General features: G+C 73.0%; 21 protein-coding genes and 2 pseudogenes. 10 read left to right on the forward strand and 13 right to left on the reverse strand.

What is annotated here, in order from left to right:
- Positions 1–23: 23 nt before the first annotated feature.
- Positions 24–1,092 (reverse strand): annotated as a pseudogene (locus tag ACZ7KX_RS13535) (hydrolase); the annotation flags it as partial.
- Between the two features lie 114 nt (positions 1,093–1,206).
- Here ACZ7KX_RS13535 and nicT point away from each other — a divergent pair.
- Positions 1,207–2,322, forward strand: a complete 1,116-nt coding sequence (gene nicT, locus ACZ7KX_RS13540; protein ID WP_470326571.1) for a Nickel transporter NicT — start codon at positions 1,207–1,209, stop codon at positions 2,320–2,322.
- A gap of 164 nt (positions 2,323–2,486) precedes the next feature.
- Here nicT and ACZ7KX_RS13545 read toward each other — a convergent pair whose 3' ends face one another.
- Complete coding sequence (locus ACZ7KX_RS13545; RefSeq protein ID WP_470326572.1) at positions 2,487–3,425, reverse strand: SGNH/GDSL hydrolase family protein; 939 nt, start codon at positions 3,423–3,425, stop codon at positions 2,487–2,489.
- Between the two features lie 336 nt (positions 3,426–3,761).
- Between ACZ7KX_RS13545 and ACZ7KX_RS13550 the strand changes: the two genes are divergently transcribed.
- From ACZ7KX_RS13550 to ACZ7KX_RS13565, 4 genes are all read left to right on the forward strand, one after another.
- Positions 3,762–5,417, forward strand: a complete 1,656-nt coding sequence (locus ACZ7KX_RS13550; RefSeq protein WP_470326573.1) for an FAD-binding dehydrogenase — start codon at positions 3,762–3,764, stop codon at positions 5,415–5,417.
- A 189-nt stretch (positions 5,418–5,606) separates the two neighbouring features.
- Positions 5,607–6,035, forward strand: a complete 429-nt coding sequence (locus ACZ7KX_RS13555; protein ID WP_350526427.1) for a (2Fe-2S) ferredoxin domain-containing protein — start codon at positions 5,607–5,609, stop codon at positions 6,033–6,035.
- A 118-nt stretch (positions 6,036–6,153) separates the two neighbouring features.
- Complete coding sequence (locus ACZ7KX_RS13560) at positions 6,154–6,405, forward strand: hypothetical protein (RefSeq protein ID WP_030056971.1); 252 nt, start codon at positions 6,154–6,156, stop codon at positions 6,403–6,405.
- Between the two features lie 210 nt (positions 6,406–6,615).
- Complete coding sequence (locus tag ACZ7KX_RS13565) at positions 6,616–8,283, forward strand: purple acid phosphatase family protein (RefSeq protein WP_470326574.1); 1,668 nt, start codon at positions 6,616–6,618, stop codon at positions 8,281–8,283.
- 85 nt (positions 8,284–8,368) lie between these two features.
- Here ACZ7KX_RS13565 and ACZ7KX_RS13570 read toward each other — a convergent pair whose 3' ends face one another.
- Together ACZ7KX_RS13570 and ACZ7KX_RS13575 are read right to left on the reverse strand one after the other, a co-directional pair.
- Positions 8,369–8,701: a YnfA family protein gene (locus tag ACZ7KX_RS13570; protein WP_470326575.1), complete on the reverse strand. Its 333-nt coding sequence runs from the start codon at positions 8,699–8,701 to the stop codon at positions 8,369–8,371.
- Between the two features lie 17 nt (positions 8,702–8,718).
- Positions 8,719–9,933: a pyridoxal phosphate-dependent aminotransferase gene (locus tag ACZ7KX_RS13575; protein WP_470326576.1), complete on the reverse strand. Its 1,215-nt coding sequence runs from the start codon at positions 9,931–9,933 to the stop codon at positions 8,719–8,721.
- A gap of 97 nt (positions 9,934–10,030) precedes the next feature.
- On the opposite strand from ACZ7KX_RS13575, the pseudogene ACZ7KX_RS13580 reads away from it, so the two are divergent.
- Positions 10,031–10,384: pseudogene (locus tag ACZ7KX_RS13580) on the forward strand (winged helix-turn-helix transcriptional regulator); the annotation flags it as partial.
- A 300-nt stretch (positions 10,385–10,684) separates the two neighbouring features.
- Positions 10,685–11,479, forward strand: coding sequence for an SGNH/GDSL hydrolase family protein (locus tag ACZ7KX_RS13585; RefSeq protein ID WP_470326577.1), 795 nt, complete (start codon positions 10,685–10,687; stop codon positions 11,477–11,479).
- Between the two features lie 50 nt (positions 11,480–11,529).
- Here ACZ7KX_RS13585 and ACZ7KX_RS13590 read toward each other — a convergent pair whose 3' ends face one another.
- On the reverse strand, positions 11,530–12,204 hold the full coding sequence (locus tag ACZ7KX_RS13590; protein WP_470326578.1) for a GNAT family N-acetyltransferase: 675 nt from the start codon (positions 12,202–12,204) through the stop codon (positions 11,530–11,532).
- A gap of 130 nt (positions 12,205–12,334) precedes the next feature.
- Between ACZ7KX_RS13590 and ACZ7KX_RS13595 the strand changes: the two genes are divergently transcribed.
- Positions 12,335–13,261, forward strand: coding sequence for a pentapeptide repeat-containing protein (locus tag ACZ7KX_RS13595; protein ID WP_470326579.1), 927 nt, complete (start codon positions 12,335–12,337; stop codon positions 13,259–13,261).
- A 19-nt stretch (positions 13,262–13,280) separates the two neighbouring features.
- On the opposite strand, the gene ACZ7KX_RS13600 is transcribed toward ACZ7KX_RS13595, so the two are convergent.
- The 4 genes from ACZ7KX_RS13600 to ACZ7KX_RS13615 all read right to left on the reverse strand — a co-directional run bounded on the left by ACZ7KX_RS13600 (position 13,281) and on the right by ACZ7KX_RS13615 (position 16,545).
- A complete protein-coding gene (locus ACZ7KX_RS13600) occupies positions 13,281–13,841 on the reverse strand; it encodes a DinB family protein (RefSeq protein ID WP_470326580.1) in 561 nt (186 codons plus the stop codon).
- A 163-nt stretch (positions 13,842–14,004) separates the two neighbouring features.
- Positions 14,005–14,742 carry a tyrosine-protein phosphatase gene (locus tag ACZ7KX_RS13605; protein WP_470326581.1) on the reverse strand — a complete coding sequence of 246 codons (738 nt, stop codon included), beginning with the start codon at positions 14,740–14,742 and terminating at the stop codon, positions 14,005–14,007.
- A gap of 62 nt (positions 14,743–14,804) precedes the next feature.
- Entirely contained in the window at positions 14,805–15,470 is a 666-nt protein-coding gene (locus ACZ7KX_RS13610) for a TetR/AcrR family transcriptional regulator (RefSeq protein WP_470326582.1), read from the reverse strand.
- 175 nt (positions 15,471–15,645) lie between these two features.
- Positions 15,646–16,545 carry an aminoglycoside phosphotransferase family protein gene (locus tag ACZ7KX_RS13615; protein WP_402809599.1) on the reverse strand — a complete coding sequence of 300 codons (900 nt, stop codon included), beginning with the start codon at positions 16,543–16,545 and terminating at the stop codon, positions 15,646–15,648.
- Positions 16,546–16,619: 74 nt separating this feature from the next.
- Between ACZ7KX_RS13615 and ACZ7KX_RS13620 the strand changes: the two genes are divergently transcribed.
- A complete protein-coding gene (locus ACZ7KX_RS13620) occupies positions 16,620–17,198 on the forward strand; it encodes a hypothetical protein (protein ID WP_470326583.1) in 579 nt (192 codons plus the stop codon).
- Here ACZ7KX_RS13620 and ACZ7KX_RS13625 read toward each other — a convergent pair.
- On the reverse strand, positions 17,185–17,577 hold the full coding sequence (locus ACZ7KX_RS13625; RefSeq protein ID WP_470326584.1) for a PPOX class F420-dependent oxidoreductase: 393 nt from the start codon (positions 17,575–17,577) through the stop codon (positions 17,185–17,187). The genes ACZ7KX_RS13620 and ACZ7KX_RS13625 overlap by 14 nt on opposite strands.
- Positions 17,578–17,765: 188 nt before the next feature.
- On the opposite strand from ACZ7KX_RS13625, the gene ACZ7KX_RS13630 reads away from it, so the two are divergent.
- The gene (locus ACZ7KX_RS13630) at positions 17,766–20,267 is read left to right on the forward strand and encodes a Tex family protein (RefSeq protein WP_470326585.1); all 2,502 of its coding nucleotides are present in this window, start codon (positions 17,766–17,768) and stop codon (positions 20,265–20,267) included.
- Positions 20,268–20,388: 121 nt separating this feature from the next.
- Here ACZ7KX_RS13630 and ACZ7KX_RS13635 read toward each other — a convergent pair whose 3' ends face one another.
- From ACZ7KX_RS13635 to ACZ7KX_RS13645, 3 genes are all read right to left on the reverse strand, one after another.
- On the reverse strand, positions 20,389–20,808 hold the full coding sequence (locus ACZ7KX_RS13635; RefSeq protein ID WP_350524384.1) for an SHOCT domain-containing protein: 420 nt from the start codon (positions 20,806–20,808) through the stop codon (positions 20,389–20,391).
- A 99-nt stretch (positions 20,809–20,907) separates the two neighbouring features.
- Positions 20,908–21,492, reverse strand: coding sequence for an NUDIX domain-containing protein (locus tag ACZ7KX_RS13640; RefSeq protein WP_470326586.1), 585 nt, complete (start codon positions 21,490–21,492; stop codon positions 20,908–20,910).
- Positions 21,489–22,649 (reverse strand): type III polyketide synthase, encoded by a 1,161-nt coding sequence (locus tag ACZ7KX_RS13645; RefSeq protein WP_470326587.1) that lies wholly within the window; start codon positions 22,647–22,649, stop codon positions 21,489–21,491. The genes ACZ7KX_RS13640 and ACZ7KX_RS13645 overlap by 4 nt, the downstream gene beginning before the upstream one ends.
- Positions 22,650–22,677: the final 28 nt, after the last annotated feature.

Genomic DNA, 22,677 nt, shown 5'->3' on the forward strand with positions numbered 1-22,677 from the left:
CGGTGAGCGCTGCGCGGTGGTCACGCCTTGCTCAGCCAGGCGGTGGCGTTGAGGGCGAGGGCGGCGTCGGTGCCGGCCGGGTCGTTCCAGCCGTTGTACAGGGTGTTGCCGGACTGGCCGGTGCCGTCGTCGATCGGGGAGCTGTCGCCCCAGATGGCCACCCGGCCGGAGCCGAAGGTGCTGGTGACGAAGAAGGCGCCGGTGTTGCCGCTGTAGCCGGTCCGGTAGACCAGGCCCTTGACCGAGGGGTTGTCGGCGGGCTTCAGGGTGAAGGTGGTGCCGTTGCGCAGGATCGAGCCGGTGACGGTGCCGAAGGAGCCGTGCAGGACGGGGTCGGTGGCGTCGCTGACCGCGCGCGGGTTGTCGGTGGTGATGTTGAGGAGGTCGACCGAGAAGCCGAAGGGGTCGTTGTTGTTCACCCCGTTGCTGGTCAGCAGGTCGTTGATGATCTTCGGCGAGTCCCAGCCGTCGTTGTTGCGGTCGCTGTTGGTGTGGTCGGAGATCAGGAAGAGTCCGCCGCCGTTCTGGACGAACCTCATGATCGCGGTCTTCTCGGCCGCGCTGAACCGGATGTTGGGCTCCGGGACGACGAAGGTGTCGAAGTTGGCGAGGTCGAGCGCGCCGCCGGTGCCGTAGGTGACGGTCGAGCCGGACGGGAGGGTCTTGAGGCTGTACTGGCCGGTCTTCTGCAGGGCGACGCCCCAGGCGGACAGCGCGCCGGTCCAGCTCTTCTCGGTGGTGGGGGCGGGGTTCTGGGCGAGCGGGTCGGGCTGGCTGGTGCTGATGATCCAGTCGGCGTTGCCGGCGGTCTCGGCCTTGCTGTTGTCGAACAGCACCCGGTGCGGGGCGGCGCTGACGGCGGCGGTCGCGGGGGCCGGGGCGGCGGTGGCGGTGGGGGCCAGGGTGGTGAGGCCGGCCGCGAGCAGCGCCGCGCCGGAGAGGGCCGCGACAGTTCGAATGCGGATCGTCATGTGCCGTTCCTCCGTGGGGAGTCGAGGTGTTCGGCGCCCGAGTTTTCGCGCGTAGAACGGCAGTATCCGCGCGTAGAGGGGCCGGAGTAAGTCCCGGGAGGTGACGAGGTCCTGTACGGATCGTGGGGATGTCGGGGTGGGCGGAGAGCAAACCGTAATTGCGCATGACTTGCAACTGCGTGCATCCAGGCGGAAAGATGGCCCGGCTCAGCCCGTACCGCCGAAAGGACACCCGATGACCGCCCCTCGCTGGCGCGACCGACTCACCCGTGAGGAGTGGATCCGCCTGGCCGGAATGGGCGGGTTCATCCTCGCGCTGCACGTCGTCGGCTGGTTCACCCTGCTCGCGCTCGTCGCCCCGGAGCACTACACCGTCGGCGGCCAGGTGTTCGGCGCGGGCATGGGCCTGACCGCCTACACCCTCGGCATGCGGCACGCCTTCGACGCGGACCACATCGCGGCCATCGACAACACCACCCGCAAGCTGATGGGCCAGGGCAAGCGGCCGCTGTCGGTCGGCTTCTGGTTCTCGCTCGGGCACTCCTCGATCGTCTTCGGCCTCTGCGCGCTGCTGGCCTTCGGCATCCGCTCGCTGGCCGGCCAGGTGGAGTCCGACGACTCGACGCTGCACGAGATGACGGGCCTGATCGGCGTCACCGTCTCCGGCACCTTCCTGCTGCTGCTCGGCCTGATCAACCTGGGCGCCTTCAACGGCATCCTCAAGGTCTTCCGCCGGATGCGCGAGGGCGAGTACGACGAGGCCGAGCTGGAGCGCCAGTTGGAGCGGCGCGGGCTGATGAACCGGATCCTCGGCCGGGTGACCAGGGCGGTCACCAAGCCCTGGCACATGTACCCGGTCGGCCTGCTGTTCGGCCTGGGCTTCGACACCGCCACCGAGGTGTCCCTGCTGGTGCTGGCGGGCGGCGCGGCGGCCTTCTCGCTGCCCTGGTACGCGCTGCTCACCCTGCCGATCCTGTTCGCGGCCGGGATGAGCCTGCTGGACACCATCGACGGCTCGTTCATGAACTTCGCCTACGAGTGGGCCTTCTCCAAGCCGGTCCGCAAGATCTACTACAACCTGACCGTCACCGGGCTGTCGGTGCTGGTCGCGCTGGTCATCGGCTCGATCGAGCTGATCGGCCTGCTCGGCGAGAAGCTGGACATCACCAGCGGGCCGATCGCCTGGGTCGGCGGGCTGGACCTCAACTTCGTGGGCTACGCCATCGTCGGGCTGTTCGTGCTCACCTGGGCGGCGGCGATCGCCTACTGGAAGTTCGGCAACGTCGAGGAGAAGTGGTCGGCCGGGCTGGCCGCCGCCACCGCCTCCGCCACCGTCGCCGAGCCGGAATAGCGCGCGACGGGCGGACCGGGGGGCCGGTGACCGGGGTCTGGTCACCGGCCCCCCGGGGCTTTCCGGGGTCGCGTGCGCGGGGGCCGCCTGCGCGGGGCCGGCGCGGCGGGGGCCGGCGTGCCGGGTCGGTGCGGCGGGGGCCGGCGTGCCGGGTCGGTGCGCGGTTACCGCAGTGCGGCGAGCACCGCGTCCGCCATCGCCTTCTCGCCCGTCGCGTTCGGGTGGAACGGCACGGCGGGCGAGCCGGGCAGCGCGCCCTCGATCCAGCGGTCGTCCGAGCAGACGTCGTGCCCGGCCGTCGGCGTCGCGGTGTCCACGTACGTCGCGCCGTTGGCCGCCGCCGTGGACTTCATGGCGGCGTTCAGCTTGTTGAGCACGCCGTACATGTACTCGACGTCGCCCGGCGTCACCGGCTGGCGCAGGATGCACGTCGAGCCGTCGGCGGGCAGCACGGACGGGTAGCCGACCAGCAGCACCTTGGCCTTGGGAGCCTTGGCGTGGATCTGCTGGAGGGTGGTGGCGATCTGCGGGGCGATCGTGGTGCGGATCCGCTCGGCCAGGTCGTCGTTGCCGTACTGCCAGGACCAGGTGCTCCAGTCCCAGTAGCCGTGGTGGTAGACGTCCTTGCAGGGCGTGCCCAGCGGGTTGACCACCGCGCCGGCGATGCAGGTGGCGACCAGTTCGCCGAGGCCGAGGTCGCTGGCGGCGAGGTCGTTGCCGCCGATCCCGAGGGTGACCAGGTCGGTGTCGGCGGTCAGTGCGTCGAACTGCGGGTCGTTGACCTTGATGAACGCGTCGTACTGGGACTGCGTCATGTGCTTGACCTTGGCGGCGGCGCAGGTCACGTCGGTGTACGTGCCCGCCTTGAGGGCGCCGGCGACGAGGTGGCCGTAGTTGTGGTCGGAGCGCAGGCAGAGTCCGGCCGACTGGCCGGGCACACCGGCGCCGGCGGCGTAGGAGTCGCCCAGCGCCACGTAGTGCTTCGGGGCGGGCGTGGCGGCCTGGGCGCTGGTCGAGGTCAGCGCCAGGGCCGCGCCGAGGGCGACCGCGGCGAGCGCGGTGGAATTCCGGAGGTGCCGGGAATTCCGGGCAGGGCGGAGCACGGTTCCTCCTGGGGGAGAGAAACGACGGGTGGGGGTCGTGCCGAGCCGGGCCACAGCTACTCGCAGGTAAGTTACTGCCAGGTTTCGCGGGCGTCCATGGTTTGCGCAGAAATTGCCGAAATTCCGTCAGATGGCCCCGCATGACATTTCGAATTCCGCTCCACCGCGTATCGGAGGTATTTCCGAAACGCCGTGGAGCGGAATCCGCGCACGCGCTTGTTACCGGCCGGTCGACAACCGGTTGACCGGACGTCACCGCAGGCCGCAGTATCGGGCGCACGGCGACGGCGCAGCCCCGGGCCCGCCGCCACCGCGAGCCGCCACGGAGGACTGCGCATGGCCCTGGACGCCGACGTCATCGTCATCGGAGCGGGCCTCGCCGGCCTCGCCGCGGCCGCCGAACTCGCCGACGCCGGACGGAAGGTGATCCTGCTCGACCAGGAGCCGGCGGCCTCGCTCGGCGGACAGGCGCACTGGTCCTTCGGCGGCCTCTTCCTGGTCGACTCGCCCGAGCAGCGCCGGATGCGGATCCGCGACTCGCACGCCCTCGCCTGGCAGGACTGGCTCGGCACGGCCGGCTTCGACCGCCCCGAGGACGCCTGGCCGCGCCGCTGGGCCGAGGCGTACGTGGACTTCGCCGCGGGCGAGAAGCGCTCCTGGCTGCGCGGGATGGGCGTGCGGTTCTTCCCGGTGGTCGGCTGGGCCGAGCGCGGCGGATTCCTCGCCGACGGACCCGGCAACTCGGTGCCGCGCTTCCACATCACCTGGGGCACCGGCCCCGGACTGCTGGCGCCCTTCGTGCGCCGGGTCCGTGACGCCGCCGCCCGCGGGCTGGTGGACCTGCGCTTCCGGCACCGCGTCACCGGGCTGTCCGCCACCGCGGGCGCCGTCGACACCGTCACCGGCGAGGTGCTGGAGCCGAGCCCGGCCGGCCGGGGCGAGGCCAGTTCCCGCACGGTCGCCGGGCACTTCGAACTGCGCGCCCAGGCCGTGGTCGTCACCTCCGGCGGCATCGGCGGCAACCACGACCTGGTCCGCAAGGCCTGGCCGGCCCGGCTCGGCACCCCGCCCGCCAAGCTGCTCTCCGGCGTGCCCGCGCACGTGGACGGCCTGATGCTGGACATCGCCGGCGCGGCCGGTGCCAGCCTGATCAACGGCGACCGGATGTGGCACTACACCGAGGGCATCGAGAACTGGGACCCGATCTGGGCCCGGCACGGCATCCGGATCCTGCCCGGCCCGTCCTCGCTCTGGCTGGACGCGCGCGGCCGGCGGCTGCCCGTCCCGCTGTTCCCCGGCTTCGACACCCTCGGGACGCTGGAGCACATCATGTCCACCGGGTACGAGTACACCTGGTTCGTGCTCAACCAGCGCATCATCGAGAAGGAGTTCACCCTCTCCGGCTCCGAGCAGAACCCGGACCTGACCGGGAAGTCCGTGCGCGGCGTGCTCGGCCGCGCCCTGCCCGGCGCCCCCGGCCCGGTCCAGGGCCACCTGCGGCACGGACGGGACTTCGTGGTCGCGGGCAACCTCGCCGACCTCGCCCGCGGCATGAACGCCAAGACCCGCGAGCCGCTGATCGACCCGGACGCGCTGCGCCGCACCGTCGAGGACCGCGACCGCCAGCTGGCCAACCCCTTCGCCAAGGACCTCCAGGTCACCGCCATCCACGGCGCCCGCCGTTACCTCGGCGACAAGCTCGTGCGCACCGCCGCCCCGCACCGCATCCTCGACCCCGGCGCCGCCCCGCTGATCGCCGTGCGGCTCAACATCCTGACCCGCAAGTCGCTGGGCGGGCTGGAGACGGACCTGTCCTCCCGGGTGCTGCGGCCGGACGGGGAGGTGCTGCCGGGCCTGTACGCGGCGGGCGAGGCGGCGGGCTTCGGCGGCGGGGGCGTGCACGGCTACCGCTCGCTGGAGGGGACGTTCCTGGGCGGGTGCCTGTTCTCGGGCCGTACGGCCGGGCGGGCCGCGGCGCGGGCGGTCGGATAACCGGCGGGCGGCGGACGGCGGGCGGTTCAACGGCGGACGGCGGGCGGCGGGCGGCGGGCTGCGGCGGTGGGCGGTTCGACGGCGGCCCGCCCCGGGGTACGGGGCGTCAGGCCTGGTGGGCGGCCCCTGACCGGCGGGTACAGTGCCGGTGCAGAGCGCGCCGCCGACCACGAGGGGTATCCAGAACCGATGAGCCGCCGAGACCGTGACCGTGACGGCGCCCGGGACCACGACCGGAAGCGGGGCGCCGGCTCCCCGGTGACCGTCACCGTCTGCCGCGGCTGCTGCTGCGGCACCGAGGCGAAGCACCCCGGGGTGGACCACGCGGGGCAGTACGAGCGGCTGCGGACGGCGGTGGGGGCGGCGGGCCGGGTCCGCGCCGTCAAGTGCCTGGACGTGTGCAGTCAGTCCAACGTGGTGGTGGTCGGGCCCTCCAGCGAGGGCCGGGCCGCGGGCGGGCGGCCGGTCTGGCTCGGCTTCGTCCTGATGGACGAGATGATCGACGACATAGCCGCCTGGGTGCGCGCGGGCGGCCCCGGGCTCGCCGAGCCGCCCGGTCTGCTCGACCTCCAGCTGATCTCGGTCTCCCGGCGGGTCCGCGAGGGCCTGCCGGAGTAGTGTCCGCCGCCGGGCCTGACCTGACCGATCGTCATATGGTCTTCCCGGGGTGGTCCGGCGGCCCGCACCACTAGCATGACCGGTGGCACCGAGCCGCTCCGCGCGAGGGAGGAAGACGATGACGACGGTCTGCCGCATCTGCGCGGGTACCGGACGGACCGCCGGCCTCAGCTGCCGGACCTGCCAGGGCACCGGCACCACCGAGGTGGGCGGCGGGGGCGGCAACTGCTTCCTGTGCGACGGCACCGGGGTGTACGTGCGCTACCGGGTGGACGCGACCGGCGCCAAGCACGCCTACAGGGACGAGATCTGCCGTACCTGCGACGGCACCGGGAACCGCACCGCCACGCAGTGGGACGAGCCCTCCTGACCCTCCGGCACGCCGTTCCCGCCGGGGGAGAGCGCGCCGACACCGGCTCAAGTGGACCGGTCGGCGGGGGTCATGATCCGGCGTCGGACCGACGCGGACACGCCCTTTACCGAACCATGGTCGAACATTGGTGTTCGAATGGGGGACACGCTGCGGCCCGTTCACCGGGCGTCCGCGTCAGATCCACGCGCCGCTGACAGAGTCCCGCGCATGGATATCCCCAACATGGGCGTGCCGGCCAAGCTTGCCGACCGCATGAGCATGGCCGAGCAGCACGAGTACCTGCGGGCCCGCTTCTCCCGCCGCCGGATGCTGCGCGCCGGTGCCGTGACCGTCGGCGCCGTTGCCGTCGGCGGTGCCCTGGGCAGCGGCACCGCCTTCGCGGCGCCGGCCGGCCCGCAGCTGCTGACGGGCGGCACGGCGGACGGCATCGACGGCTCGCTGGTCGCGCCGGTCGGTCGCCACCTCCAGTTCGGCCCCGAGCCGGACACCCAGTTCCGTATCTCCTGGCAGGTCCCGGCGCCGGTCAAGAAGCCGTTCCTGCGCTTCGGCAAGACCCCGTGGGAGCTCAGCCACAAGGTGCAGGCCGAGGTCCGCGCGCTGCACACCCCGGCGCTGACCCCGGGCAGCCAGCCGGTGGACCAGTACTACCTGCACGTGGCGCTGGAGGACCTGCACCCCGACACCACGTACTACTACGGCGTCGGCCACGAGGGCTTCGACCCCGCGTCGCAGCAGCAGATCTCCACCCTGCACACCTTCCGCACCGCGCCCTCCCGCGACCACCGCTGGGGCAAGGTGTACGAGCCGTTCACCTTCACCGCCTTCGGTGACCAGGGCGTCAGCGCCCACGCGGCCGGCAACGACCACATCATCAAGGCGCAGAAGCCGTCCTTCCACCTGCACGCCGGCGACATCTGCTACGCCGACCCGGCCGGCTCCGGCACCGACCCGGACAAGTCCGTCTACAACGCGAAGACCTGGGACGACTTCCTGGTCCAGACCGAGACGGTCGCCGCCGAGATCCCGTGGATGGTCTCCTACGGCAACCACGACATCGAGGCCTGGTACTCGCCCAACGGCTACGGCGGCGAGAACACCCGCTTCTACCTGCCGAACAACGGTCCGGACCCGCGCACCGTCCCGGGCGTCTACACCTTCCGCTACAAGAACGTCGGCGTGATCTCCCTCGACGCCAACGACGTCTCCTACGAGATCCCGGCCAACCTGGGCCTCTCGGCGGGCAAGCAGACCAAGTGGCTGGAGCGCACCCTCAAGGACCTGCGCAGCGACGAGACCATCGACTTCGTCGTGGTCTTCTTCCACCACTGCGCCTTCTCCACCACCGTCGCGCACGCCTCCGAGGGCGGTGTCCGCGAGGCCTGGGTGCCGCTGTTCGAGAAGTACCGGGTGGACCTGGTCATCAACGGCCACAACCACATCTACGAGCGCACCGACGCCATCCTCGGCAACAAGGTCTCGAAGCAGGTGCCGAGCGGCGCCACCATCGAGCCCGAGAAGGACGGCGTGGTCTACGTGACCGCGGGCGCGGCCGGCCGCAGCCTGTACAAGTTCGACGTGCCGGACACCTACGAGGGGCACGAGAACCACCAGGACGAGGTCACCACGTACTACTGGAGCAAGGGCCGGGTGAAGACCCCCGAGACCATCCAGTGGTCGCGGGTGCGCTACACCGGCTACTCCTTCATCAAGGTCGACGTCACCCCGGCCCACCTGGGCCAGAAGTCGACCATGAAGGTCACCGCGCTGGCCGAGGACGGCACGCAGATCGACAACTACACCATCCTGCGCAAGGTCGGCGAGGGCTGGGACTCCGGCCGCGACGACGACGGCGAGGGCGGCGGCTGGGGCTGGTAGTCCCGGGCGGTCGTGACGGTGCCCCGGTGTCGGAAGCCCGACACCGGGGCACCGGTGCGTCCGCGGTGGCCGGCCGTCCGGCGGGTCAGCGCCGGGGGCCGTACATGATGACGGCGACCCCGGCCAGGCAGATCAGCGCGCCCGCCACGTCGTAGCGGGTCGGCCGGAAGCCGTCGACGAGCACGCCCCAGAGCAGCGAGCCGGCCACGAACACCCCGCCGTACGCCGCCAGCACCCGGCCGAACTGGCTGTCCGGCTGCAGCGCCGCGACGAAGCCGTACGCGCCGAGCGCCACCACGCCCAACCCGGCCAGCCACCAGGGCCGTTGCTCGCGCACGCTCTGCCAGACCAGCCAGCAGCCGCCGATCTCGGCGAGCGCGGCGAGGGCGAACAGTGCGATCGAGCGCAGGACGGTCATGCGACAGACCCTAAGCGTCAGCTCTGGCGGTACGTCGCCAGGAAGCGCCCGATCCGGTTGACGGCCGTCTCCAGGTCGTCGGCGCGGGGCAGGGTGACGAAGCGGAAGTGGTCCGGGCGGGGCCAGTTGAAGCCGGTGCCCTGGACGACGTGGATCTTCTCGCGCAGCAGCAGGTCCAGCACGAACTGCTCGTCGTCGACGATCCGGTGCACCGCCGGGTCCAGCTTGGCGAAGGCGTACAGGGCGCCCTTGGGCTTGACGCAGCTGACGCCGGGGATCTCGTTGAGCGCCCGGACCGCGATGTCGCGCTGCTCGGTGAGCCGGCCGCCGGGCAGCACCAGGTCGTTGATGGACTGGTGGCCGCCGAGCGCGGCCTGGACGGCGTACTGGGCGGGCACGTTGGGGCACAGCCGCATGCCGGAGAGCATGGTGAGGCCCTCCAGGTAGTCGGTGGCGTGCTGCTTGGGGCCGGAGACGACCAGCCAGCCGCTGCGGAAGCCAGCCACCCGGTAGGACTTGGAGAGGCCGTTGAAGGTGAGGGTGAGCACGTCGTCCGCGAGGGCGGCCAGGCAGTGGTGCTCGGTGCCGTCGTAGAGGATCTTGTCGTAGATCTCGTCGGCCAGGACCATCAGCTGGTGGCGGCGGGCCAGGTCGAGGATGCCCTCCAGCAGTTCCTTCGGGTAGACCGCGCCGGTGGGGTTGTTGGGGTTGATGACGACGATCGCCTTGGTGCGGGCGGTGATCTTGGCGGCGATGTCGTCCAGGTCCGGGTACCACTCGGCCTCTTCGTCGCACAGGTAGTGCACGGCCTTGCCGCCGGCCAGCCGGACCACCGCCGTCCACAGCGGGTAGTCGGGCATCGGCACGAGCACCTCGTCGCCGTCGTCCACCAGCGCGGTGACGGCCATCTGGATCAGCTCGGAGGCGCCGTTGCCGAGGTAGACGTCGTTGACGGTGACGCCCTGGACCCCGCGCTGCTGGTAGTACTGCACCACCGCGCGGCGGGCCGGCAGGATGCCGCGGGAGTCGCTGTAGCCGTGCGCCTTGGGCAGGTTGCGGATGATGTCCTGGACGATCTCCTCGGGCGCCTCGAAGCCGAACGGGGCCGGGTTGCCGGTGTTCAGCCGCAGCACGGTGTGCCCGGCCTCCTCCAGGGCGTTGGCCTGGTCGACCACCGGACCGCGGATCTCGTAGCACACGTCATTCAGCTTGCTGGACTGCCGAAACTCCATCTGCGGCCTCCCGACCGTCACCACCGCTCCGTTGCTTCTGCTTTGTTCTACCAAGTTGGCACTTGGAAAGTCCAACCTCTTGGCTATGCTGATCCACATGTCACGCCGAAGCTACGACCAGTACTGCGCCGTCGCCCGCGCCCTGGACGCGGTGGGGGAACGCTGGAGCCTCCTGATCGTCCGTGAACTCCTGGCCGGCCCGCGCCGCTACACCGACCTGCACGCCGACCTGCCCGGCGTCTCCACCGACATCCTGGCTGCCCGGCTCAAGCAGCTGGAGGGCGAGGGCCTGGTCGCGCGGCGGCGGCTGGAACGGCCGGCCAACGCGACGGTCTACGAGCTCGCCGAGCGCGGGCGCGAACTGCGACCGGTCATCGAGGCGCTGGGGGAGTGGGGCCTGGCCGCGCTCGGCGAGCAGCGGCCCACCGACGCCGTGCGCGAGCACTGGTTCACGCCCCGCAAGGCGGAGGACGAGGCGGCCGTCGCGCTCTGACGGCCCGGCGGCGCGGCAGCTCGGCGGCGCGGTGGCTCGGCGGCGGAGTGGGGCGGCGCGCGGCGGGTGAACGGGGGCAGCGGCAAGGCCCCCGTCGCCGGCCGCCGTCCCGTCGTGCCCAGGATGGCGGGGGCCGGTGAACGAACGGTCGACGCCCGATGAGCACCGAGGTCAGGGGCCTGGCTGCGGAGCCGCACCGACGCGCACGTACGATCGTCGGACCGCGAAGCCGTCCCAGGAGAGCGGAGGCCCCCGCCCGTGCCCACCACCCATCGCAGCTACGCCGGCTACGTCGCCCTCGGCGACTCCTTCACCGAGGGCATGTGCGACGACCTGCTGCCCGACGGCCACTACCGCGGCTGGGCCGACCGGGTCGCCTCGGCGCTGGCGGCGGAGCGCGCCGACGGGGACTTCCGGTACGCCAACCTCGCCGTCCGCGGCAAGCTCATCGGGCAGATCCACGACGAGCAGCTCGCCCCCGCCGCCGCCATGGGCGCCGACCTGGTCACCCTGGCCGGCGGTCTCAACGACGTGCTGCGCCCCGGCTGCGACATCGAGAGGGTCGAGCAACTGCTCGGCGACTGTGCCCGCGAGCTGCGGGCCGGCGGCGCCACCGTGGTCCTGTTCACCAGCACCGACCCCACGCGCAGGATGGCGGGCAGCGCCCGGCTGCTGCCCACCATCCTGCGGATGAAGGCCTTCGTGCAGGAGCTCGGCCGCCAGGACGGCTTCGCGGTGGTCGACCTCTTCTCCGCACCCTGCTTCGACGACCGCCGGCTGTGGGCCGAGGACCGGCTGCACCTCTCGCCCGAGGGGCACCGGCGGGTCGCCGAGGGCGTGTTGGAGGCGCTCGGCCGCCCGGCCGGCTTCGACTGGCGCGCCCCGCTGCCCGTCGCCGCCCCGCCCGGCCCGACCGAGCGCCTGCGCGCCGACGCCCGCTGGCTGCGCACCCACCTCGGCCCGTGGGTCGGCCGCCGCCTCACCGGCCGTTCCTCCGGCGACGGGCGCCCGCCGAAGCGGGCCGAACTCCTGCCGTACTCCGAGGAATCCTGACTTCCGGGAATCCGGACTCCCGGGAGCCCGGGGCCCAGGAGCCCTGACTCCTAGGAGTCCTGGGCCTGCTGCTGCTGCTGGTCGGTCGGGTCCAGGACCAGGCTCGCCATGGGGGAGTGGGTGGTCCAGCCGAGCGCGGTGTAGAGCGCCTGGCCGTCCGGGGTGCCGACCAGCACGCCGGTGCGCGCGCCCCGCTCGTACGCGGCGGACTGCAGCGTGCGCATCGCCAGGGCGCCCAGGCCCCGGCGGCGGAACCCGGGCGCGGTGGTGATCTGGTCGGGCACGGCGACCGGTCCGGCCAGGCCGGCCTGGCCGCGCGCCGCCAGGTGCCCGTCCTCGGTGCGCACCATCGTCCGGATGACGCCGCCGCGCTCCCAGGTGGTGACGGTGTGGCCGGCCGGGGCCGCCGGCCGCTCGGGGGCGAGCGGGACGCTCATCAGGAAGCCCGGCAGGTCCTGCCGCCACTGCGGGCCCAGCCAGGGGAGCACGGTGGCGTCCTCGGCGAACAGCTTCAGCCAGGTGGTCGGCGCGGTGGTGGCCTCGGCGATCTTGCGGACCTCGACCTCGGTCGGCTCGGGCAGCACGTGCCGGCCCACCTCCCCCGTCGGTGAGCCGACGTCGATGCTCCAGCCCCAGGGCTGGTCGACCGGCTCGGCGGCGCCGCGCGACACGACCCAGCCCGAGATCCACATCCGGACCAGTTCCCTGGTGCCCGGCTCCTGCATGATGCCCACCTCGTTGCATGTAACAGTCTCTGGTGCTTTTCACACCTTACCGGCGATGGGGGCGGTCTGCCCAGTAGGATTTCGGGGTTCACGGCGCCGCCCCGGCGCCCGGCTGGAAGGACCCCGGAACGTGCGCGAGACCGAGTCGCCGCAGGACCCCACGGCGGCCGAGCCGACCCCGCTCCGGTCCGACTGCAGCAGCTGCTTCGGGCTCTGCTGCGTCGCGCTGCCGTTCGCCGCCGGGTCCGACTTCGCCGTGAACAAGGCCGCCGGGAGCCCGTGCCGCAACCTGCAGGCCGACTTCAGCTGCGGCATCCACGCGCGCCTGCGCGACAGCGGCTTCCAGGGCTGCACCGTCTACGACTGCTTCGGCGCCGGGCAGCGGGTCTCCCAGGTGACCTTCGGCGGGCGCAGCTGGCGCGAGGAGCCGGACAGCGCCGGGTCGATGTTCGAGGTCTTCCCGGTCGTCCGGCAGCTGCACGAACTCCTCCGGTACCTGACCGAGGCGCTCACCTTCGAGCCCGCCCGCGCCGTCCACCCCGAGCTGCGGCAGGCCCTGGAGGAGACCGACCGGCTGGCCGGCGGCACCCCCGAGGAGATCCTCGCCCTCGACGTCCCGGTCCACCGGCAGCGCGTCAGCGAACTCCTGCTGCGCGCCGGCGAACTCGTCCGCGCCGGTGTCCCGAACCGCCGGGAGCACCGCGGCGGCGACCTCTTCGGCGCCCGGCTGCGCGGCGCCGACCTGCGGGGCGCGAACCTGCGCGGGGCCCTGCTGGTGGCCGCCGACCTCTCCGGCGCCGACCTGCGCCTGGCCGACCTGATCGGCGCGGACCTGCGCGACACCGACCTGGCCGGCGCCGACCTCAGCACGGCGCTCTTCCTCACCCAGACCCAGCTCCACGCCGCCCGCGGCGACGCCGCCACCCGCCTCCCGGCCGGCCTCACCCGCCCGGCCCACTGGCCCGACACCGCGGTGCCCGCGGCGGCGCGCCCGGCGGCGAAGCCCCGGTCCGGGTCCGGCAAGGGCGGGCGGCCGGCCCGGGGGCGTCGCCGCTGAGGCCGCGACGGCCCCGGGCCTACTGGCCGACCCGCCCGTCGACGCACTCGCGCAGCAGGTCGGCGTGCCCGCAGTGCCGGGCGTACTCGTCGATCCGGTGCACCAGCAGCTCCCGGACCGCGATGCCGTCCTTCCCGAGCCGTTCGCCCAGGTCGGGGAACCCGCTCAGCAGGGCGTCGGTCGCGGCCTGTTCGCGTTCCAGGTCCCGGAACGCGGCCTCCACCACGGCCGGTTCGGCCACCGCGCCGTCGAAGTCCGCGTCCCGCGGCCCGTAGAGCTTCGGGAGCCGCTCGCCGTCGGTGACCCAGTTGCGCCAGTCGCGCTCGACCTCGGCCAGGTGGCGCACCAGCCCCAGCAGCGACATCGTCGACGGCGGCACCGAGCGGCGGGCCAGCTGTTCGGCGTCCAGCCCCTCGCACTTCAGCCGCAGGGTCAGCCGGTAGTTCGTCAGACAGTCGTTCAGCGCGCCGAGTTCGCCGTCCGGACTCGGCCCGTCGCTGTTGCGGGGGTCGTCGTCCGGGTCGGCCCACATGTCGGGGTGGACGGTCGCCTCGGTCCATCGTGCGGGTTGTTCGGTCATGTCCGCATCGTCGCCTGCAACCACCGCCGTCTGCCACCGAGTTATCGCCTGTGCGGGAAGTCGGACCGGCCGACTTCCCGCGCAGCCGGTCCTCGGAGGTCCTCCGTGGTCGTCGACCGCTCCTCGACTGCGCGCATTCGGTCAGGTGGCGGTCAGGTGGCGGTCAGCTGTCGGTCAGCAGCCGGGCGCGCAGGGCGTCGGCCTGGCCCCGGTCGATGCCGAGGGTGCCGCCGAGGTAGGCCTCGACCGAGCCGTGGCGGGCGGCGAGGTCGGCGAGCGTGAGGCGGATGACGGCCTCCGGGGCGCGGCCGTAGCCGGGCCAGCGCAGGGTGCGGTCGGGGTGGGCGGCGTGCCACTCGGCGACGAAGTGCGGGGTGGCGAGCTCGGTGAGGGCGAAGTCGGCGGCGATGTCGTCCTCGGCGACGCCGAGCAGGGTGAGCAGCAGGGCCGCGACGAGCCCGGTGCGGTCCTTGCCGGAGGCGCAGTGGAAGACCACCGGGGCGTCTGCGGCGGCGATCACCTCCAGGACCTGCCGGATCTCCTTCACCCCGTCCTCGGCGACCTCGGCGAAGCGGTCGGCGAGGTAGCGCCAGGGGTCGAGCTCCGGGTCGATCTCGGCCTGGTCGTACGGGCGGTGCTCGATCGACAGGTTGTGGTACTCCAGCCCGTCGACCTCGGGGACCCGGCCCTTGGCGGCGATCTCCCAGGGGTAGCGCAGGTCGATCACGGTCCGGACGCCGAGGGCCCGCAGCCGGTCGAGGTCGGCGGGGGAGGAGAGCTTGCCGAGCGAGTCGGAGCGGTAGAGCAGGCCCCACCGTACGGACCGTCCCCCGGCGGCCGGGTACCCGCCCAGGTCGCGGAAGTTGTGCAGGGCATCGAAGCTGTGGTGACGCGTTGTCATGCGCGGCACTCTAGCCAGCCGTTCAGCCGTTCAGCCGTTCAGCCGTTCAGCCGTTCAACCGCTCAGCGGTTCATCGGTTCAGCCGTCTCGCCCGGGGCGGGGTGGCCGTAGCCGTGGGCGAGGAGGTCGAAGGCGCGGGTGGCGTCGCCGGCGGCCTCGGCGTGCAGGTCGTCGGCGGTGCGGCCGCCCTCCTGGATGCGCTGCCAGTTGTGCAGGGCCAGGACGCGCTGGGTGGCGGTGACCTGGGCGGCGAGCAGCGCGGCGGTGAGCGCGCGGGGTTCGGGGAGTTCGGGGACCCCGCACAGGGCGTCGGCCAGGGAGCGTTCGGCACGGGACACGTACGCGCCGACCCGGGCGGCCAGGCTCGGGGTGCCGTACACGAGGGCGGTGAAGGCGAGGACGGCGGGGTGGTCGTTGAGGCCGGTGACGGGGTCGCGCCGGGTGAGGCCGGTCAGGAAGTCCCTGAGCAGGGCGTCGAGCACCGGTTCGCCGGCGAGCCGGTTGCGGACGACGTCGGCCGCCTGCTCCTGGTGGTCGGCGAAGCGGTGGACGACCAGGTCCTCCTTGCTGGGGAAGTAGGAGAACAGCGTCGGCTTGGAGACCTCGGCGGCCGCCGCGACCTCCGCCACCGACACCTGGTCGAACCCGCGCTCCAGGAAGAGCGCGATGGCTGCCTCGGAGATGGCCCGCCGGGTCTGCTCCTTCTTGCGCTCGCGCAGTCCAGTCATGGGTCCAGGCTAGCAGGGGATCTTGACCCGGGAAGGTTTTTTACCCGGTCGGCGCGCCGGTGCCCGGCCGCCGCGCGGCGGGCGCTGACCGACCTCGCGGACGCCCCCGGCGCCGCCCGAGGCCCCCTGGAAAGCGACGGCCCCCGGGGAGCGGCGGGCCGCGGCGGGGGAGCGGTCAGACGCTGCGGTCGGCGAGCACCTCGCGGACGACGTGGCGGGCGTTGGCGGTCAGGGCCGCGTCGGTGTGCCGGTAGTACGGGATCGTCACCAGGGCGATGGAGAAGGCCCAGGCGCGGCCGCGGGCCCACATCGCGTCGTCGGCGCGCAGGGCGGCGCGGAAGGTGGGGCGGGCGGCGGCCGGCAGCAGGTTCCAGGCGGCGATGAGGTCGGCGGTCGGATCGCCGACGCCCATCAGCGCGAAGTCGATGACGGCGGCGAGCCGGCCGGACCGGGAGAGCAGCAGGTTGCCGGGGGTGAGGTCGCCGTGCATCCACTGCGGCGGTCCGGCGTGGTCGGGCAGGCGCAGTGCCTTGTCCCACAGCGCGGTCGCGGCCGCGGTGTCGATCGAGCCGGCGAGCTGGGCGATGGCCGCGCGGGTCGCGCCGTCGCGGGAGGCGAGCGGGACGCTGCGGTGGCCGGCGGGGGCGTCGGCCGGGTCGACGGCGCGCAGGGCGTTGACGAAGCCGGCCAGGTCGCGGGCCAGCGCGTCGGGTGCGGCGAGTGCGCCGACGGCCGGGTTGACGCCGTCGATCCAGTGCAGGACCGCCCACTCCCACGGGTAGCCGGCGGCGGGCCGGCCGACGGCGAGCGGGGCGGGGATCGGCAGCGGGAGCCGCGGCGCCAGCCGGGGCAGCCACTGGCGTTCCCGGCGGAGGTCGCCCGCCGCCCACTCCACCCGGGGCAGCCGGACGGCGAGTTCGGGCCCGAGGCGGAACATCGCGTTGTCCGCCGCCGCGGAGCCGACCGGAGTGATCGGAAGGTGCTCCCACTGCGGGAACTGGGCGGAGATCAGACGCCTCACCAGGGCCGCGTCGACCACCGGCTCGTCGGGGTGCATCCGGGTGGCAGCGCACATGCCCGGCAGCGTACAGCGCCGATCGTTTCCGTTCAGCCGTATTCCCCAACTGCGCTGACTTGTAGGCTGACGACATGGTGATCAGTCAGCAGACGGCGGGCGAGCGTCGGGCCCTGCGCGCGGCGCCGGCGGCACTCGCGCTGCTCGTCCTGCTGGGCGCGGTCGGGCGGTACAGCGAGCGCCCGGGCGGCCTGCTGGTGCTGCGCGACTGGTTCGACCGGCCGCTGCTGCTGTTCACCGTCGCGCTGCCGCTGCTGCTGGTGGTGCTGTACTGCGTCACCTGGCGGGCCTGGATCCGGGTGGTCCTGGGCGTCGGCGTGCTGCTGGCGGCCGTGGCGACGGTGCCGCTGTGGCTCTTCCTGGACGCCCCGTACGACACCGGGACGCAGCGGGCACCCGACCGCTCCGACCGCCGGATCGTCCGGCAGGAGGAGCCCGGGATGCTCAGCACCGCCCAGTGGGTCTTCGTCGACCAGGGCACCGGCCTGACCGCCCGCCGCTGGCCGATCGCCCACGCGGGCTTCCGCTACGGCGACGAGATCGACGCCGTCTGGGACGGCCCGGACCGGGTCCGGCTGACGAGCGGCAGCACGACGAAGGTGATCGACCTCGCCGCCGACGGCCGGCCCAGCGGCTCGCTCACGCTGGGGTGACCCGCACCCCGATCGTGCCGTCCTTGCCGAACCGCAGCACGTTCGCGGTCAGCGCGATCGCGCACAGCAGCCCGTACTTGCGGCGCAGCAGCTTGCGGTAGGCGGGCGCCCGGACCGGGTCGAGCACGGCCGTGGCCGTGACCTGCGCGCCGAGCAGGTTGCCGCGGATGTCGCTCGGGCCGACCAGCACGTCCGAGCGGTTGCGCAGGCGCTTGACCTTGCCGGTCTTCGTCACCGTGGTGAAGACCAGCGCGTCGCCGTCCCGCGCGACCCAGACCGGGGTGGCCACCGGGGTGCCGTTCCTCCGGTAGGTGGTGAACAGCAGGTACTTGGCGGCGGCGAGCCGCTCCAACTCGGCGGCAGCGTCCAGAGTGTCCATGCCCGCCAGGCTATGCAGCGGCAACTGGGCATCGCTTGAGCCTCCTTGGGGCCGTCGGCGGCCCGCCCGGGGCCACCGGCCGGGCGCGCCACGCCCGGCTGCCACGGGTGCGGCCGGGCGTCGTCGTCGGCACCTGCCAGAATGCAGGGCGTACGGCGAAAGCACTGAAGGAGAAGGTGACCGGCTTCGTGACCACGCCAGTCGAACAGGCGGCCCGCCAGGGCCAGCAGGCGATCGAACGCAAGATCGCCGAGGAACTGGGCGTCCGCGAGGGGCAGGTGAAGGCGGCCGTCGACCTGCTCGACGGCGGCGCGACCGTCCCGTTCGTGGCCCGCTACCGCAAGGAGGTCACCGGCTCGCTCGACGACGCCCAGCTGCGCGGCCTGGAGGAACGGCTGCGCTACCTGCGCGAACTGGAGGAGCGCCGGGCGGCCGTCCTGGAGTCGATCGAGTCCCAGGGCAAGCTGGACGACGCGCTGCGCGCCCGGGTGCTGGCCGCCGACTCCAAGGCCCGGCTGGAGGACATCTACCTGCCGTTCAAGCCGAAGCGGCGCACCAAGGCGCAGATCGCCCGCGAGGCCGGGCTGGAGCCGCTGGCCGACACCCTGCTCGCCGACCCCGCGCAGGATCCGGCGACGCTCGCCGCCGGGTACCTCAACGAGTCGGTGGCGGACGCCCCGGCGGCCCTGGAGGGCGCCCGCGCGATCCTGGTCGAGCGCTTCGGCGAGGACGCCGACCTGGTCGGCTCGCTGCGCGAGCGGATGTGGACCCGCGGCCGCGTGGTGGCCACCGTCCGCGACGGCAAGGAGCAGGACGGCGCCAAGTTCGCCGACTACTTCGACTTCGCGGAGCCGTACACCAAGCTCCCCTCGCACCGCATCCTGGCGATGCTGCGCGGCGAGAAGGAGGAGGTGCTCGACCTCGAACTCTCGCCCTACGACGGCGAGTCCGAAGGGGACCTGCCCGGCGGGAACGACTACGAGCAGCGGATCGCCGCCCGCTTCGGCATCGCCGACCGCGGCCGCCCGGCCGACAGGTGGCTCGGCGACACCGTGCGCTGGGCCTGGCGCACCCGGATCCTGGTGCGCCTCGGCATCGACCTGCGCGCCCGGCTGCGCGCGGAGGCCGAGGAGGAGGCGGTGCGCGTCTTCGCCGCCAACCTGCGCGACCTGCTGCTCGCCGCCCCGGCCGGCACCCGCGCCACCATGGGCCTGGACCCGGGCTTCCGCACCGGGGTGAAGGTCGCCGTGGTGGACGCCACCGGCAAGGTCGTCGCCTACGACACGATCTACCCGCACCAGCCCGCCAACAAGTGGGACGCTGCCGTGCACACCCTGGCCGCGCTGGCGAAGAAGCACGACGTCGACCTGGTGGCGATCGGCAACGGCACCGCCTCCCGGGAGACCGACAAGCTGGGCGAGGACCTGATCAAGCGCCACCCGGAGCTGAAGCTCACCAAGGCGATGGTCAGTGAGGCCGGCGCCTCGGTCTACTCGGCCTCCGCCTTCGCCTCGCAGGAGCTGCCGGAGCTGGACGTGTCGATCCGCGGCGCGGTCTCGATCGCCCGCCGCCTGCAGGACCCGCTGGCCGAACTGGTCAAGATCGACCCCAAGTCGATCGGCGTCGGCCAGTACCAGCACGACCTGAGCGAGGTGAAGCTCTCCCGCTCGCTGGACGCCGTGGTCGAGGACTGCGTGAACGCCGTCGGCGTGGACGTCAACACCGCCTCGGCGCCGCTGCTCACCCGGGTCTCCGGCATCACCGGCACGCTCGCCGACAACATCGTCGCCCACCGCGACGCCAACGGCCCGTTCCGCACCCGCAAGCAGCTCAAGGACGTCGCCCGGCTCGGCCCCAAGGCCTTCGAGCAGTGCGCGGGCTTCCTGCGCATCCCCGGCGGCGAGGACCCGCTGGACGCCTCCAGCGTGCACCCCGAGGCCTACCCGGTGGTGCGCCGCATCCTCGCCGCGACCGGCGGGGAGCTGCGCGCTCTGATCGGCAACGGCGCCGCGCTGCGGGCGCTGAAGCCCGCGGACTTCGCCGACGAGACCTTCGGCGTCCCGACCGTCACCGACATCCTCGGCGAGCTGGACAAGCCCGGCCGCGACCCGCGCCCGGCCTTCCGCACCGCGACCTTCAAGGAGGGCGTCGACAAGATCGGCGACCTGGAGGTCGGCATGGTGCTGGAGGGCGTGGTCACCAATGTCGCCGCCTTCGGGGCCTTCGTGGACGTGGGCGTCCACCAGGACGGGCTGGTGCACGTCTCGGCGCTGTCCAGGACCTTCGTCAAGGACCCGCGCGAGGTGGTCAAGCCCGGCGACATCGTGAAGGTCCGGGTGGTCTCGGTGGACGTGCCGCGCAAGCGGATCGGGCTCACCCTGCGGCTGGACGACGAGGTCGGCCGCGAGCGCGGCGACCGGGGCGGCGACCGCGGGGACCGCGGCGAGCGGCAGGCCCGTCCGCCGCGCCAGGAGCGGCGCGGCGCCGGTCAGGGCGGTCAGGGCGGCCAGGGCGGACGCGGCGGCCAGGACCGGCGCGGTGGCGGCCAGGGCGGGCGCGACCGGGGTGACCGGGGCGGCTCCGGCGGCTCCTCGGCGCCGGCCAACAGCGCCATGGCGGACGCGCTGCGCCGGGCCGGTCTGGCCGGTGGCGACGGCGGCTCCGGCGACCGGCGCTCCGGGCGGCGCTGAGCCGCGACGGGCGGACGACGGCCGTACCGGCGGCCGTACCGGCGGCAGTACCGGGACGGCCGGGGGCCGGTGGACGCAGGACGCGTCCACCGGCCCCCGGCCGTGGTGCCCGTCGGGGCGTTCAGGCCAGGATCTTCGCCTTGGCCTGCTGGTACTCCTCGTCGGAGATGGCGCCCTTCTCCTTCAGGTCCGCCAGTTTCGCCAGGTCGTCGACGTGGCTGCCGCCGCCGCCCGGTCCGGACGCTGCTGCGTCACGGACGTAGGCCTGGAACGCGGCCTGGTTCTCCTTGGCCTGTTCCATGTCGCGTTTGGTCATCGACTGCCCGCGGGCGATCAGGTAGATGAGCACACCGATCAGGGGCAGGAGGATCACCAGGACCAGCCAGCCGGCCTTGCCCCAGCCGCCGAGGTCGTGGCTGCGGAAGATGTCCGTGATGATCTTGAAGAGCAGGAAGAACCAGAGGATCCACAGGAACAGCTCCAACATCGTCCAGAAGATGTTGAGCAGCGGGTAGTCCGCGGCCAGCGTGTAGGTGTCCATGGCCGAGTCATATCACCGCAAAACGGACATTGCGCTCCGATGTTCGGCCGTTCCAGTGATCTTCCGGGTCGGCGGGAATAGCCCCGGCCGGCCGGCGCCTCAGCTCAGTCCGGCTCGCCGCCGCAGCTCCACCGCGAGCCCGATCAGCTCGCCCCACCAGGCGTCGTGCCCGGTCAGCAGCAGTCGCTGCGCCTCGGCGACCGGCACCGGACGGACCTCGACCACCTGCTCGCCGTCGGCCGGGTTGGTCGGCGAGGACTCCAGCGCGACCTCTCCCCAGCCCCACAGCCAGGCCTTCTCCGGGTGCGGCTGCCACGGCCGGTACGGCACCGGGTCGTCGGTGCAGCAGCGGTGCGCACCCAGCCAGCCCGGCTCGCCGAGCAGCCGGGCACCCGCCTCCTCGCGCAGCTCGCGCTCCAGGCAGGTGGCGATGCTCTCGTCCTGCTCCCGGGTGCCTCCGGGCAGGAACCAGTGGTCCCGGTCGTCCCGGCAGAGCACCACCTCGCCGTCCGCGAAGCCGACCAGGTGGATGTTGGTGACCAGGTCGTCCGGCGGCAGCACGGTGGAGAACTGCGCGTCGTAGCGTCCCCAGCTCCAGTACTGCGGCGCGTGCAACGCCGGGAAGCGGGCGGCGAGTTCGGCGGCTCTGGCGGAGGCGTCGGTGCGGTCCGTGGTATCGGTCATTCGGTGATCGTAGTGCCGGCCGGGAAACGGCGGGGGACGGTCGGATGGACGAGGGCGATGTCGGAGGTGGAGATGGCGCGCGGCCGGCGGGGGCGCGGCGCCTCGGCCGGCGTGCCGACCCAACTCCCGAGTGAGATCTCGGCGGTGATGCCCGGCCCGAAGCCGGCGATCAGTCCGGTGGTGCCCTCCGGCGCGCCGCCGTCGTCGAACAGCCGGGCGAGGGCGTCGAACACGACGGCACTGGCGATGTTGCCGCGTTCGGTGAGCGTGGCGCGGCTGTAGCGGAAGGTGGCCGGTTCCAGGTTGAGGAAGCGGCACAGGTCGTCCAGGATGCGGGGGCCGCCGGCGTGCACGATGTAGAAGCCGAGCCCGGACACCTCCCAGCCGTGCTCGCCGGCCAGGCCGCGCAGGGCGGGCGCGAGCATCTCCATCGTGCCGGGCACCCGCTTGTCCAGCTGGAAGTGGAAGCCGGTGTCCTTCACCCCGTAGGAGATCCAGTTCTCGGTGCCCGGGACGAGGTGCGAGCCGTTGCGCTCGATCTGGACGCCGTGCCCGCCGTGCCCGCGCATCACCACGGCGGCCACCGCGTCGCCGAACAGGCCGTTGGAGAGCAGCGAGCCCACGCCGAGGTCGGTCGGCTGGTAGCAGAGCGAGCAGAACTCGCAGGCGACGATGAGCACGTTGGCACCCGGGTAGGCGCGGCAGAAGTCGTGCGCGCGGTTGACGGCGGCCCCGCCGGCCGCGCAGCCGAGCTGGGCGATCGGCACCTGGCGGGTGTCGGAGCGGAAGCCCATGGTGTTGATCAGCCAGGCGGTCATCGACGGCATCATGAAGCCGGTGCAGGACACGTAGACCATCAGGTCGATGTCCCGGGCGGTCAACTCGGCGTAAGCCAGGGCCCGTTCGATCACCTCGGGGACGCGGCGCTTGGCCTCGCGCTCGTACACCTCGTTGCGGCGGGTGAAGCCCGGGTGGGTGAGGGTCCGCTCGATCGGCTGGACCAGGTGCCGGGTCCGCACCCCGGTGTTCTCGATCAGCCGCAGGGCCAGGCCGAGCTGGGGGTGGTCGGCGTGCAGGGCGCGGGCGAGGTCGAGGGTCTCGCCGAGGGTGATGACGTGCTCGGGCACGGCGACGGCGGGGCGGCAGAGTGTTGCCATGGGTGTGTGGGTCTCCCCTGGGGGCCTG

The organism is Kitasatospora sp. NPDC038210, assembly GCF_055600605.1.